The sequence below is a fragment of the Defluviitoga tunisiensis genome, assembly GCF_000953715.1.
Taxonomy (GTDB): Bacteria; Thermotogota; Thermotogae; order Petrotogales; family Petrotogaceae; genus Defluviitoga; species Defluviitoga tunisiensis.
Map to the genome: position 1 here is coordinate 1,924,343 of NZ_LN824141.1, position 14,466 is coordinate 1,938,808.

Annotated in this window: 14 protein-coding genes and 2 tRNA genes; 7 read left to right on the forward strand and 9 right to left on the reverse strand. The window is 31.0% G+C overall.

The window, feature by feature from the left end; all coding sequences use genetic code 11:
• Positions 1-25: 25 nt before the first annotated feature.
• The 6 genes from DTL3_RS08765 (at position 26) to rpmB (ending at position 4,699) form a co-directional block, all read left to right on the forward strand.
• Positions 26-961 (forward strand): gluconeogenesis factor YvcK family protein, encoded by a 936-nt coding sequence (locus tag DTL3_RS08765; protein WP_045088381.1) that lies wholly within the window; start codon positions 26-28, stop codon positions 959-961.
• Positions 949-1,884, forward strand: a complete 936-nt coding sequence (gene whiA / locus DTL3_RS08770) for a DNA-binding protein WhiA (RefSeq protein WP_052670466.1) — start codon at positions 949-951, stop codon at positions 1,882-1,884. The genes DTL3_RS08765 and whiA overlap by 13 nt, the downstream gene beginning before the upstream one ends.
• 34 nt (positions 1,885-1,918) lie before the next feature.
• On the forward strand, positions 1,919-2,371 hold the full coding sequence (gene nrdR / locus DTL3_RS08775; RefSeq protein ID WP_045088382.1) for a transcriptional regulator NrdR: 453 nt from the start codon (positions 1,919-1,921) through the stop codon (positions 2,369-2,371).
• Between the two features lie 15 nt (positions 2,372-2,386).
• The gene (gene greA / locus DTL3_RS08780) at positions 2,387-2,866 is read left to right on the forward strand and encodes a transcription elongation factor GreA (protein WP_045088383.1); all 480 of its coding nucleotides are present in this window, start codon (positions 2,387-2,389) and stop codon (positions 2,864-2,866) included.
• Between the two features lie 33 nt (positions 2,867-2,899).
• Positions 2,900-4,411 carry a lysine--tRNA ligase gene (gene lysS / locus DTL3_RS08785; RefSeq protein ID WP_045088384.1) on the forward strand — a complete coding sequence of 504 codons (1,512 nt, stop codon included), beginning with the start codon at positions 2,900-2,902 and terminating at the stop codon, positions 4,409-4,411.
• Between the two features lie 93 nt (positions 4,412-4,504).
• On the forward strand, positions 4,505-4,699 hold the full coding sequence (gene rpmB / locus DTL3_RS08790) for a 50S ribosomal protein L28 (RefSeq protein ID WP_045088385.1): 195 nt from the start codon (positions 4,505-4,507) through the stop codon (positions 4,697-4,699).
• A gap of 65 nt (positions 4,700-4,764) precedes the next feature.
• Here the strand turns inward: rpmB and DTL3_RS08795 are convergent.
• The 8 genes from DTL3_RS08795 to DTL3_RS08830 all read right to left on the reverse strand — a co-directional run bounded on the left by DTL3_RS08795 (position 4,765) and on the right by DTL3_RS08830 (position 12,133).
• Positions 4,765-4,841 (reverse strand) — tRNA-Arg (locus tag DTL3_RS08795).
• 13 nt (positions 4,842-4,854) lie between these two features.
• Positions 4,855-4,944, reverse strand: a tRNA-Ser gene (locus DTL3_RS08800).
• Positions 4,945-5,004: 60 nt separating this feature from the next.
• Positions 5,005-6,711 carry a diguanylate cyclase gene (locus DTL3_RS08805; protein ID WP_045088386.1) on the reverse strand — a complete coding sequence of 569 codons (1,707 nt, stop codon included), beginning with the start codon at positions 6,709-6,711 and terminating at the stop codon, positions 5,005-5,007.
• 34 nt (positions 6,712-6,745) lie between these two features.
• The gene (locus tag DTL3_RS08810; protein ID WP_045088387.1) at positions 6,746-7,774 is read right to left on the reverse strand and encodes an AfsR/SARP family transcriptional regulator; all 1,029 of its coding nucleotides are present in this window, start codon (positions 7,772-7,774) and stop codon (positions 6,746-6,748) included.
• Between the two features lie 41 nt (positions 7,775-7,815).
• Positions 7,816-8,781: a hypothetical protein gene (locus DTL3_RS08815; protein WP_045088388.1), complete on the reverse strand. Its 966-nt coding sequence runs from the start codon at positions 8,779-8,781 to the stop codon at positions 7,816-7,818.
• Complete coding sequence (locus DTL3_RS08820; RefSeq protein ID WP_045088389.1) at positions 8,778-9,947, reverse strand: type II secretion system protein GspD; 1,170 nt, start codon at positions 9,945-9,947, stop codon at positions 8,778-8,780. Before DTL3_RS08820 ends, DTL3_RS08815 begins: the two co-directional genes overlap by 4 nt.
• A gap of 54 nt (positions 9,948-10,001) precedes the next feature.
• Positions 10,002-11,507 (reverse strand): COG1470 family protein, encoded by a 1,506-nt coding sequence (locus DTL3_RS08825; RefSeq protein WP_045088390.1) that lies wholly within the window; start codon positions 11,505-11,507, stop codon positions 10,002-10,004.
• 170 nt (positions 11,508-11,677) lie between these two features.
• A complete protein-coding gene (locus DTL3_RS08830) occupies positions 11,678-12,133 on the reverse strand; it encodes a hypothetical protein (RefSeq protein WP_045088391.1) in 456 nt (151 codons plus the stop codon).
• A gap of 116 nt (positions 12,134-12,249) precedes the next feature.
• Between DTL3_RS08830 and DTL3_RS08835 the strand changes: the two genes are divergently transcribed.
• Positions 12,250-13,461, forward strand: a complete 1,212-nt coding sequence (locus tag DTL3_RS08835; protein WP_045088392.1) for an IS256 family transposase — start codon at positions 12,250-12,252, stop codon at positions 13,459-13,461.
• 497 nt (positions 13,462-13,958) lie between these two features.
• Here DTL3_RS08835 and DTL3_RS08840 read toward each other — a convergent pair whose 3' ends face one another.
• Complete coding sequence (locus DTL3_RS08840; RefSeq protein WP_045088393.1) at positions 13,959-14,462, reverse strand: hypothetical protein; 504 nt, start codon at positions 14,460-14,462, stop codon at positions 13,959-13,961.
• Positions 14,463-14,466 lie beyond the last annotated feature (4 nt).

Here is a 14,466-nt window from a genome sequence, read left to right on the forward strand (position 1 = left end):
AAAATCATCTTTGCTGGTGAGAAGTATGAAAAACATTGTTACAATTGGTGGAGGAACGGGGCTTAGTCAAATTTTAAGAGGTTTAAAATGGTATAAAGATATCGATGTAACTTCTATAGTAACTGTAACTGATGATGGAGGTAGTTCTGGTGCAATTAGAAACGACTTTGAAATACCTCCACCTGGTGATATTAGAAATAATATTTTGGCATTGGCAGAAAAAGAATCTTTGTTGACTAAATTACTTGATTATAGATTTAATGAAGGATTCTTAAAAAATCATAATCTTGGTAACATAATTTTGTTAGCATTAACTCGAATGAATAATAACAATTTTCCTCTTGCTATAAAAACTTTGTCAGAAGCACTAAAAATTAAAGGAAGAGTGTACCCTTCTTCTTTAGATTTGATAAGGTTAGCCGCAGAATTTGAAGATGGAGAAATTTCATTTGGAGAAACTTGCATAGTGTCCAAAAATAAAAGAATAAAACGAATATGGCTTGATGGAAATGCTGAAGCATTTGAAGAAAGTGTCTTAGCTATAAAAAACGCTGATTTGATAGTTTTGGGTCCGGGAAGTCTATATACTAGTATCATTCCAAATATATTGGTTGATGGTATTAGAAATGCCATCAATACAAATCATAATAAAAAGGTTTACGTAGCAAATATTATGACTCAACCAGGAGAAACTACTGGTTACACCTTAAAGGATCATGTTAATGAAATAGAAAATTATCTTGGGCAAAGATTGGATTATATAATTGCGAATAGTTCTAATTTACCCATACAAGTTATAGATAGATACAAGGAAATGGGTGCAACCCAAGTTTTAATAGATATTGATGGTGATCAAAGGCTGATCAAATCTGATTTGGTATATATAATAAATCAAGAAAGACCTATTGTTAGGCACGATCCAAAAAAAATTTCTGAGTTGATTGTAAAATGTATAAATTGAGTTCATTTTCCGAAAAAGTTAAACTTTCTTTAGTTAACTCCAAAATTCTATTTCCAGAAGCGGAGTTTTTTGGTTTTTTTGTAGGTAGAGGAGAAAGTTTCGAATATCATAACGAAAAGTTAATAAAGATAAAAGCTACGTCAATGAATAGTTTAAAAAGATTGTATAAAATTACAAAGATTTTTTATCCTGAAAAAATTGAATACAAATCCTATAACGATAAAAGATTAGACTTAGGAAGCACAGGAATAGTTTATCTAAACAAAGAACTTATAGAAAAAAGCTTAAAAGATTTTTGTTTCTCATTTGAAAAAGATAAATTTCCACCCTTTTTGAAAAAAGATCCTCTTATTTTTGGTTCTTTTTTGAAGGGGTTGTTTCTTTCTTGTGGTTCAATTTCCGTAAAAAACTCATACCATATGGAATTCAACTTACAAAAAATCAATAAAAGCTTTCTTAACGATATAGCTAAAACTTTTAGAGACCTTGTTGGGGTAAAAGCTAATCTTTTGATTAAAGATGAAAAGGCAAAAATATATATCAAAGCAAGAGAAGATATTTTAAATATATTGGAATTACTAGGAGCTAAAGAGGCAGTTTCTGAATTATACAAGCTAATAGGTGTAAGAAACATAAGAGGCAACGTTACTAGAACCGTAAACTTAATCTCAGCTAATGCAGAAAAAACTGTAAAAAGTTCCTTGAAACAGATCAACGATATACTGACAATAGATAAAACAATCGGTCTTGAGAGTTTACCCGACGATCTTAAACAAGTAGCATTTTATCGTTTAAATAACCGTGAAGCTAGCTTAAGTACGATTGCTGAAGCACTTGGAATTAAAAAATCCACACTATATCATAAGTTCAATAAAATTTCTAAGATTGCTAATTCTTTAGATAGCGCTGGGGAAAATGATTGATTTTATAAAAAGACTCGAATAAGGCGGTGCGATTGTGAGATGCCCCTTTTGTGGTTTTGAAGAGACAAAGGTTCTTGATTCAAGACCAGTTGGAAAAGGTTCTTCTATAAGAAGAAGAAGAGAATGCCTTCGATGCGAAGGCAGATTTACTACATATGAAAGATATGAACAAAATAACATAAGAATAATCAAAAAAGACGGCAGACGCGAATTATATAACAGACAAAAACTAATGCTAGGTATTGTAAAAGCTTGTGAAAAAACTCCTGTAACAACTGAGCAAATAGAAGAAATCGTTGACAATATTGAAGAACAACTAAGAAAAAGTGGTAAGTCTGAAATTTCTTCGTCTGAAATAGGAGATAAAGTTATGGAACAACTAAAACAAATTGATCAAGTAGCATATGTTAGATTTGCTTCTGTTTATAGAGAATTTCGCGATCTTGATGGATTTTTAAACGCTATTAAAGAATTAAAGGATAACTGAGGGAGGAAATCAAAAGTGGCCGAAGAAGTGTACAAACTTACCCGCGAAGGGTATGAGAAACTCAAGAAAGAAAGAGATGAGTTAAAAAAGAAGCTAATGGGAGAAATTGCTGAAAGAATAAAAGAAGCAAGAGAACTTGGAGATTTGTCAGAAAATAGTGAATATGAAGAAGCTAAAAATGAACAAGGAAAAATAGACTCAAGAATAAAAGAGATAGAGTATATTCTAGATCATGCTGAAGTAATTGAAAACAATGGAAATTCAGATAATTCAAAAGTTGATTTAGGAAAACGTGTCAAAATCAAAGATTATCGTTTAAATCAAGATCAAGAATTTATCTTAGTTACTGCTCAAGAAGCTAACCTTTCAGAAAAGAAAATTAGTGTCGATTCACCTATAGGAAGAGCAATTTTAGGTCGTAAAAAAGGAGACATCATAAAAATTAAAACCGCGAAAGGTGACTATAAAAAGATTGAAATAAAAGACATTTTTTAATATGAAGAACTCAAGCAATATAGGAGGCAAATAATGGACTTAAGAAAACAAAGATTAAACCAAATAACAGAACTAAGAGAAAAGGGGTTTGAACCATATAAATATAAATTTACCAAAGATTACAATTCTCAACAGATAAAAGAATTATTTGAAAGTAGGATTAAACCCGAACAACTTTTAGAAAATGAAATCTTTAATTATGCCGGGAGAATAATGACTATAAGAAAACATGGTAAATCTGCTTTTGCTGATCTAAAAGATGACTTTGGGCGAATACAGGCATACATTAGATTAGATCAAGTTGGTGAAAAAAGTTACGATTTTTTCAAAAAATATATTGATACCGGTGATTGGATAGGCATTAAATGTTACCCTTTCAAAACAAAGACTGGAGAATTAACACTATTAGCATTAGAATTAGAACTATTATCAAAAGCTGTAAGACCTCTTCCTGAAAAATGGCATGGCTTAAAGGACAAAGAAATTAGATACAGACAACGATATGTTGATATGATTGCTAATGACGATGTAATAGATACATTCAGAACCCGATTCTTAATTATAAAGTACATAAGAGATTTTTTAAATGAAAGAGGATTCTTAGAAGTAGAAACACCCGTCCTTCAGACAGTAATGGGTGGAGCTAATGCAAGACCATTCATCACACATTTAAATGTTTATGACATAGATATGTATTTAAGAATAGCTACTGAACTACACTTGAAACGAATGGTTGTTGGAGGAATGGAAAAAATTTATGAAATTGGTAAAATTTTCAGAAATGAGGGAGTTTCCAACAAACATAATCCAGAGTTTACTACTATAGAACTTTATCAAGCTTATGCAGATTATAACGATATAATGAATCTAACAGAGGAATTACTATGTCATGTTACAAATAAAATCCATGGAACATCAAAGATAATCTATCAAGGACAAGAGTTAGACTTTAAACCTCCGTTCAAAAGAGTTAAAATGTGTGATTTTATCAAAGATAATCTTGGCATCGATATACTTGAATCCACTGATGAAGAGCTAAAAAACTTTTTGAAAGAAAAAGGCCAAGCTGTAGAAATAGAAGATAGATACCACTATATTGATAAAATATGGGATTTAGTCGAAGACAAATTGATACAACCAACATTTGTAATAGATTATCCTATAGAAATCTCACCCTTAGCGAAAAGGAAAAGAGATGATCCTAGACTCACGGAAAGATTTGAGCTAATAATAAATGGTAAAGAGATAGCAAATGCCTTCTCAGAACTTAATGATCCTCAAGATCAATTTGAAAGATTTAAAAATCAGATGAAACTAAAAGAATTGGGTGATGAAGAAGCTCAAATGATGGATCTTGATTTTATAAGAGCTTTAGAATATGGACTTCCCCCTACTGGTGGATTAGGAATAGGTATTGATAGATTTTGCATGCTTTTAACAGATACACCAACAATAAGAGACATTATTCCATTTCCAATTGTAAAGCCAATGTCGTTTGAAGACGAAGAAGCCATGTTAGAAGAAGACATCAATGAAGAACAATAAGTGTTTGTAGGCAGTATATTATTGTTAACAATTCTCTATAATCTTTATATTCTCAAAAGTTTTTAAAGGCAATAGTTAAGGGAGGAATTAATCGTGGCAAGAAAATGTGAAATATGTGGAAAAGAGCCTAAATCAGGAAATACCGTTGCTAAATCAAAAGTTATTACAAAAAGAACATGGGCACCAAATTTGCAAAAGATAAGAATTATCACTTCAGATGGTTCTGTCAAAAGAAAATACGTATGTACAAGATGCTTAAAATCAGGAAAAGTGCAAAAAGCTGTATAAAATTCAAAACATCGGCCATAATTGGCCGATGTTTTTATATGCATAAATATTGATATAGAAAATAGTGGCGTGCCTGGCCGGATTTGAACCGGCAACCTCCGGATCCGCAGTCCAACGCTCTATCCAATTGAGCTACAGGCACATACAATAAACAATGGCGGAGAGGGAGGGATTCGAACCCTCGGTAGAGTTACCTCTACACTTGCTTAGCAGGCAAGCACCTTCGGCCACTCGGTCACCTCTCCGTAGTTGGATTATTCTATTATCTTGATTAATTATAACATTAATAATATACTCTGTCAAGATTACGTGCTTTTATCTTTGCTTTTCTTCATCTCATACATCTTATTATCTGCTGCTTTTATAAGATCTTCTATATCTAAGTCTTTTTCAAAATCATTGTATTCACATATACCATAGCTTAAATCTATCCTCATATCTTCATCAATTTTTATATTATTAAGAGCTTCTTTGATCCTATTTACGATCTTTTCGGCATCTTGCTTTCTTGCACTTGGTAACCCTAATACGAACTCATCTCCACCAACCCTTATTAAAATATCACTATCTCTAATAGAATTTCTAATTATATCGGCAATTTTTCTCAAAACAAAATCCCCTGCATCATGACCAAAATTATCATTAATCGTTTTTAAATTATCAACATCTATAAAAATTACACTCAAGGGTTCTTTTTTTAATTTAGCAATTTCTAATGATTTTTCTAAAGCTAAAAACCCTGCTCTTCTATTATATGCATCAGTTAAATCATCTATAGTCGCATATTTTCTAAGGAGTTCTTCAAACTTTTTCCTTTGAGTTATATCGGTTATTATTAGAATTATCTCTTCTGCCTCTCCATCATATGATAACCCAGTAACGAAGGCATAGACATATTCATTGTTTTTATTTATTAGTTTACATTCAAAAGAAACTGTTCCTTCCTTTTTATTCTTTAATTCATTTATCTTTTCTTCAAATAAAGACATATGATCTTTATCAACAATATTTTTAATAGAATCAATATTTTCTGGCATATTTAAAGAAGTATAAAAAAATGTATTAGCTAATTTGAATTTATAATTACTATCAATAACGACTAGACCTTGATCCATGTTATCTATAATTTTCTGCAAATAATTTTTGCCTTCTGCGATCTCTTTAAACTTTTCTTCACATTCTTTTACTAAAGTATATATACCTATCATAAAGTTGGGAAGCCCTAATCTATCTCTTTCAATAACAACCCCTCTAGAAAAGAAATATTTATAATCTTCTTTTACATCTTTTATCCTATAAAACGATGAGAATGTCTCTGATCTTTCAAAAAAATGTTCTTTAATATTATAAATTATTTTTTCTTGGTCTTCTTCATGAATATGTTCCATAATCTTTTCAAAACTTCCTTTAAATGGATCTACTTGATATCCTAATAGAATTTTATACATCTCGTCATAAACTATCTTACCTGTTAAAATATCCCATTGCCAAATACCAATCCCCGATTTTTGAATTGCTTTTTCAGCAATTGTTCGATCTCTTTTTAAATTTTCTATCTCTTTTTGATATTGAACATACTCGCTCAAATCCCTACCTATCAAAATAAAATAAAGAATTTCATTTTGAAAAAAATTTTTTAACTTAAATTCAAAAGGAATTTTATCTCCATTTTTCGCCAAAAACTGATCTTTAAAAATCCAAAGCTTATTTATATTTTTTTTGTTAAAAAAGTATTCTAATAAGTTCTTGGTTTTATCTTGGAAAAACTCAAAAACAAATTTTTTGTCTAATTCCTCCTTTGAGTACCCATAACTTGTCACTATATTATTAACAAACACTATCTTTCCTTCGTTATTAATAATAAATATCAACTCATTTAATTCATCTAAAAGTAAAATTGAACTTTTATCAAACCCTCTAATCTCATCTTTATAAAAGCAATTGTTATTTTTTTCTAGTTCAGATAAAAGAAAATCCCTTTCGCCCTTTGAAAGCCTAGTATCTTCATCCATAAATAACTATCTCCCCCATTTCAAAAATAAGTCATTACTCGACATTGATTATTGAAAATTCAATCTTTTCTTCATTAAAAAAATCTGATACTTTTTTAACCACTACTTCCCTACTTTCTTTTACATCCTTTATACCTCTAAATATAATTTTCAATTCATCTCCACCAAAATAAATTACATCTTCTCTTCTAATTTGCTCACAAAACTTATCTAAAATACTTTTATCTACTTTCTTTTTTAATTTTAGTTCTATCATTACATAATCCTTATCTCTTTTAAGTCTTTCTAAATCCAAAATAATATTAAATAGATCAAGGGAAAGAACATTTCCATTTCTTTCTATATTTGGGGTTTCTAAAGTACTATAATTAACATTCTTCTGAGAAACGGGGTACTCATTATATCCAAAGAATTCTTTGTATTGATTAAATAAGCTAATTGCCTTATCTTTTTCATGATTATTTTCATAAAATCTTATCAAACTAAGCCATGCATCTTCTCGCTGTGAATAATAAAAAGCCTTTTGTAGGTAATATTGGGCATCAATTTTGTCCTTTAATTGTTCGTATAAATAACCTATTTCAAGCAAAACATCAATGTACAGCCTCTTGAAATATTCCTTCTGATCCCTTACCCATTCATCGTATACATTTTCATCAAATAAATCACCCTTATAAAGAGAAGATGCCTTTAAAAGTAAAAATAATCTTCTATTAATCTCTTTTTCTTTAAAAGCTTCGTCATATAATTTAAGAAATTCTTCAAAATCAATGTAAATATCCTTCATTGAAAATAAGCAATAATCTTCCTTAATTCCTAGTTCTTCGCTACTAATATCCAGTTGTTTTCTTATGTAATACAAGGTCGTATTTAGGTTTAATCTTGCGCTTTCGTCATCAAAGCCAGGCCAAAAAATATCGTATATATCTAAAAGAGGAACCTTCTTATTTTTATTTAATAACAAAAACTTAAAAAGCTCCATAGCTTTCCTTGACTTGAAGCTTTCAATTTTTTTATCTTCTTTATAAATAGCGAATTCACCAAATGTAAATACTTTTAACATTTTTTTTTTTCACCTAATCATTTAATTATTTCATTGTCTACTTAAAAATCAATTGATACACTTGTAAAAAAAGAACCTTGATTTGATATAAAATTATATCCAAAAAGCATATTATAATTTATATTCTCATAATTTCCATTCAAACCAAAATTAAAATCAAAATCATATTTTTTCTCAAAATAAGATAGACCAAAGCCTAGTATAAAATTACTTTTTAATTTTTCATTCAATAACTCAAAAGAATCAAAATGTTTATACGTTACTACACTAAAATCTCCATAAAAATCCATACTATTATCGGAAAAGGCAAACGGTACAAAATTAGCAATAAATTCAAATGAATCTATATGAGTTTTATCATTTAAAAATATATAAAAAGCATCGTTTTGAGCATAAATACCTAATTTCAAACCTTTAATGATTCCACCAAAATAAAAACCTAATTGCTCCCTATTAAAAATATTTCTAGTTCCAACAAATACCATATCATTTAACTCTAATTCTATCTCAGGAGAAAAATCTTTATTGAAGTTAGCAAAATCCATATAAGAGCCTTTAATTGTGACTCTATTTTCCTTAGAAGGTTCTTCTTTGCTTCCTACAAATTCTAACTTGTCAATATCATTAACGTTTACATATATATCAAGCATTTTTTCTGCATCATCAACATTATACATTACAGAAGCTATATAATTTTTTTGTCCTTTTAATAAATCAAAAGTATCTTCAAAATATAAATTTGTGCTTTTAATAACTATCTTTGTTCTTACAACATTCCCTAAATTATTTAAAGGCGTTATTGTAAAAGATAAATCTACTACCCCGCTTGATTCAAAATTTAATGAATATCCATGAATAACTGCAATACTTCCCAAAACACTTTCAGATCTACTATCTCCGTTGAGCATAGAATATATAGCATAGTTATACATCTGAGAACTTTGACTAAAAATAATCAAAGAAAAAAACAGTATACTAATTACAATCAAAAAGATATTTTTCTTCATTTTATACCATCCCCTTGATCAAAAAGAGACGAGGTTAAAAAAATCATCAATCGTTTATTTTGATCTCGTTTTTCATTGTCTCCAAATAAAAATCTCAAAAAAGGTAAATCTTTTAAAAAACTAGTTCCACCTTTTTTAGAATAAAGCTGACTCATGTCTAAATCAGCTACTAATAAGACCTCTGAAGGAAATACATTTACTTTAGTCTCTAATCGCGATTCAGAAATAATATAAGAATCTCTTTTAATATCCATAATATTTGAAGATTTTGTTTTAAAAGTTATTTGCAAAATGTCGTTTAAATATTTAGGAGTCATTTCTATTTCAATGCCATCTTCCAATGTTCTAAACTCTGTCCTGTACGACGAAACAAATAATATAGTATCTATACTTTTCAAATACAAAGTAGCTTTTTCACCTGGCAAAACTTTCACACTCTGCTTAGTAATTAAATTAGCAGTTTCTGCTTTTTCGTACATCTCTATTTCGGCCTCAAAAAGATCCTGAATTGAAAAACCTATATTAGGATATGAATAATAAAAATTATTTTTTATACCGTCTTGATTAATTTTAAAAACATTGCCTTTTATCGTCTCTGAAGAGCTTTCATTTGTCTCAAGAATATAGATTGTCAATTCAATGTAAGGTTCATTTTTGTCTAATTGCAGAACTAAATCTTCAATATAGCTTATTTTATCTCTTGGTGCATATACGACAAGTTCATTACTTTCTTTGTTTGCTTTTATATATTGCTGCAAAGTATCTGGAACTAACGAGATGAATTTTTCGGTTGTGATGTATTTTAAAGGAAAAATTTTAACCTCTGCTAAATTCAAAAAATTATGACTTTTTGGATCAGCGAGGCCAACAAAATACACACTTTCATCAATCTTTTTGTAAGAATATCCCCCAGGTAATAAAAGTAAATCTAAGACTGTTTCTAATTCGACGTCATAAAATTCTGCGGTAACTAATCCAGTTACATATTGATCAGTAAGTATAATAACTCCTGTTTGTAAAGAAATTTCGTTTAATGCTTCTATCAAATCGGTGTTATAAAAAACAGCTGTAACAATTGGTGAAGAAATTTCTTGAGATAGAGTCAAAACTGAAATTAATAAAATAAAAATCAATACCAATACGATTTTAAATTTGTTATTTTTCATAATGTCCCCCCTTTTTAAGGTTCTTTTAAATATTTACAATAATCCGATAACTAATCACTTTGAATTAAAAAATGTTCCTTCGAAGGTTTTTAGCTTATTTTCTTTGTTATATATTGTCAATATATAACTATAGTCCTGTGATATATCTAAATCTGGTACTTCACCTAAAAGCAAAACCTCTTTTTCAGGCACTACCCATTCCTCACTAGAAGGTACTAAATCATAAACACCTATACTTACACCTTTTGAATTTATAATACTTAACGAACCTTTAGGTATTAAATATCCACTTCCAATATTTTTTACAACGGCACTGAATATTCCAATACCTTCCACAACCTCATAATTAGTACTTACCAATTCAACATCATATTCAACTTTTCCAATTATTAATTCAATATTGACTTCTTTTTGAGTTAAAAGATTTTCTAATTCATCATAAACATTCAAAACGATTTTCCCGTAGTATCCACCTTCTTGGGCATCTTTTGGTACACTTATTGACATAATTGCCCTTGCTGGTCTTTGAGGATATACAACCATCGTTTCTGTGGATCTTGAAGTTAACCAAGAAATCAAAGAGTATTTTTTGTCTAATCCAGGAAAATCTTTTGCACCTATTTTAACTGTAACATTTTTATTTGATAAATTTTGAAAACCTACTACAAACGATTTAACAGCACCAGGATAAAGAGTAAAGCTAAATTCATTTTGATCTAAAACTAAAGCTAGTTCTTCAAGCGGGGCAAACGAAAACCCTTCTGCTGGAACTGTTATATTAAAAGTAAAAACCTTTTGTCTATCAGAATAATTTACGAAGAGATTCAATTTGTAATCACCAGGAGAAAGTAAATATTTTGGTGTTCCATAGAACATTACTTTATTACCTTTTAAAATCCTTTGAGCGGACAAATTATTTCTTTCCATATATTGAATCTTTAACGGGAACCTTTCAATAATTTTTCCTTTTTGATCCCTTAAAACTGCTTCTATTGATACAATCAGATCAAAACTTGAGTCATTAAGAATTGAGGTTACAACGGTAGGTCGTCGCTCTTCGTTAGGAACAACTTCAAGATCATCTATACGTATTTGTGTAATTGTTATACCTTCAACATGTATTGTCAATCTGATAGCATATCTAATAATTATTCCTAACTGCCCGCTTGTTTCGACCCTTGGGGTAAACATTAAAATAAAATTATACGTACCAAAAGGAGCATTCATGGGAATATTTATTTTTACCTCGGTAGCAGTTGTTGTGCCTGCTGGTACTGTTACCAGATTATCATATTGAATCCAACTCGAATATAAAAAAGAATCAGGATCAACTTCTTCATAATTGAAATTTCCAGAAAAATCTTGCACCAATTGAAAAAGCGCAATACTGACTTGTTGTGTAGTATTTCCAGGTAGTATGTAGAAGGTTTCAGTTATCGTTTCACCAGGTCTGACATATTTTTCAACAGATAAAGGAGTCACACTAATTTGAGAGAAAGAAATCAAAAAAAACAAAACAGAAAAAATAATAATTAAAAACACATTTTTCGTAGTAGACACAAACATCCTCCTTTCCCATAATAAAACCCAAAATCGAAGGAACTAAAAACTAGTAAGATCTAATTATATAACAAAATAAGAAAAATAAAAATTTGCCCCTTCAAGTTAATTTTAACACTTTTGGGGGCAAATTCTTAACTTTTTATTATTATTTATTTTTATACAAATTTTTATATTGAACTAATTGTAAAAACAACATCAGCAATGTGGGTGTTTGCAGGAACGGTTCCATAACTTAAATAATCATTAATATACGCAGTAGCATTGAAATACGCAGTAGCATTGAAACTTACTTCTCCTGGTTGTCCAAAACCACTTACAGATTTATCTATTGTTACACTAATTAAGTTTGCCCAATTTGAATATGATTGAACTGGTAATAGAGAGTAATCCACATCATAATTAACATTCGCTTCAGCCAATAATGCAACCGTATCTTCAACTGTACTTTCTGGATCAGCAGGATCAAAAACTAAATTAAAAGCTCCATCAACTTCTTCATTCACTGTAATTCTTACAAAAGCCGGAACCTCTAAATAAACAGGAACAGTTTCTGTATCTGCTACTGCTAACACTGATACTGCTAAAACCAATAATACTGACAATATTCCTAAAATTCTTTTCATACCTTGTTACGATTAAGTCTATATAATGGTGTAAAAAGAAAAATAAGTTGAGCCAAAGCTCATGCCTCGGTTAGAATATAGTTACGACACAAATACCAAACCGAGGAGGATGAACCATGGCTCAGTTTAATATTACTATAACCGAGGAACTTTTGCACGGATTATTTTTATCAAATGGCAGGGATGAAGCATTTTCTAAATTATTGGAAGAAATCTTCAACCAGGTTCTCTTAGCCCAATCTACAGAACAAATAGGAGCAGAACCTTATGAGCGTACAGAAACAAGAACCGCCTACCGCAATGGATTTCGAGAAAGACAATTGACTACTCGAGTGGGCACACTCACTTTGCGGGTACCGAGGCATCGCAATGGCCAGTTCTCTACAGAACTATTTTCCCGTTATCAACGCAGTGAACAAGCACTGGTGCTGGCAATGATGGAGATGGTCATAAATGGCGTTTCTACCCGAAAAGTAGAGCAAATTACCGAAGAACTATGCGGCAAGAAATTTTCTAAATCAGCTGTCTCCACTCTTTGCAAGAAGCTTGATCCCATAGTGGAGGCATTTAGAACACGACCTTTAAAGTGCCATTATCCCTTTCTCACGGTGGATGCCATCTATGTAAAGGTTAGAGAAAATGGTCGTGTACAGTCAAGAGGTTTGTTGATTGCCGTAGCCGTAAACGAGGAAGGCTATCGTGAAATCATTGGATTTCAATTAGCTAACAGCGAATCAGAAAGCAGTTGGGGAGAGTTCTTTTCTTCCCTTAAAGACCGGGGACTAAAAAATGTCGATCTTGTTACCTCCGATGACCACAAAGGATTGGTTAATGCTGTTAGAAGGCACTTTCAGGGAGCTAGTTGGCAGCGCTGCCAAACTCATTTTTCCAGGAACATGCTGGACCATACACCCAAAGCATTGCAGCCTGAAGTTAAGGAAGAACTACGCCGGCTTTATGAAGCTGTTGATCTTGAGAGCGCTCGCAAAATCCGGGATCAGATCATCGAAACTTATGAAGCCAAGGCACCGAAAATGACAGGCCTTCTAGACGAGGCATTTGATGACATAACTGCAGTGCTTGCACTACCTCTAAAGTATAGAAAAAGGCTTCGTACTACCAATGGTGTCGAGAGGCTTAACCAGGAAATTCGCCGTCGAGAACGAGTGATTAGGATCTTCCCTAATGAGGCATCTGTCATACGTCTCATGGGCGCTCTATTGATGGAACAGGATGAAAAGTGGCAGACGGGGCGTAAATACTTTGATATGCAGCTGTATTACCAAACCCATAAGGAGAAGAATCCAAACCCCATCACTGCTGCATAAAACACGCATTTATTCCACGTTCTGTTGACAACGAGCCTCTCATGGCATGTTTATAGGCATCACGGGCATCACCCCTTACTTTAATGGGGGTCAGGCCTTGGTGAGAAGGTGATGCCCGGCTAGCTAGCCTAACATGCCATGTACTCATTGTCAACAGCTTTCGCGGCATAAACGCTTATGATTATTGACTTATTAAGGTACTATATTGTAACCGAGGTAATTTACACACTATTTTGGACTTGACTCCTTGTTACCCCCTAATAAATATTATATTATTTAAGATTTTTATATCTTTAACAACATTATATTTTTAGAACTAAAAATTCAATAATTATCAATAAAAATTCAATCAAAATTATGTTACAGTTTCACGTATTATTATAAAACTCACTTCACTCAATTATATTGGCTTTTTTATTACATGCTTTTCATAAGTTCATAAATATCTATTTAATTTTAAAATCCCACAACATCAACAAAAAATGTCATCGGATACATCACAAGGTTTCTATCTTAGACACTATTATTTCGATATTTCCAATCTGTCCTTCAAATTGAGGCAGCTTACTACTTACAAATTCAGACATATCCATTTCGAAAATTAATTTGTATTTCTCTATTCCTTTGTTTCTTTCCGCAAAAAGACGTTCTTTAGCACTGACTATCAACTGATTTGATAGGTCTGTTATATAAGAACCGTAAGTTTCCTCAACAAGCATCTTAATTTCTTCATTCAGATCGTTTTTTAATTTAAATTCTAATACTAATAAATAATCAATATTTGCATAGACATCAAATAAAATACTATCCTGAAAGATTATATAGCCTTCTGATAAATTGATCTCAAAGGACATTTGATCTTTACTCAAATTCGTAATCTTTATAAACTCTGGAACACTTAAATATACAGATATTGTTTGGCTGTCAGAAACCTGTGCATATGAAATAGTGATTCCTAATATTAAAAAAAATAAAGCAGTAATTATTTTATACAACTTCACGCCT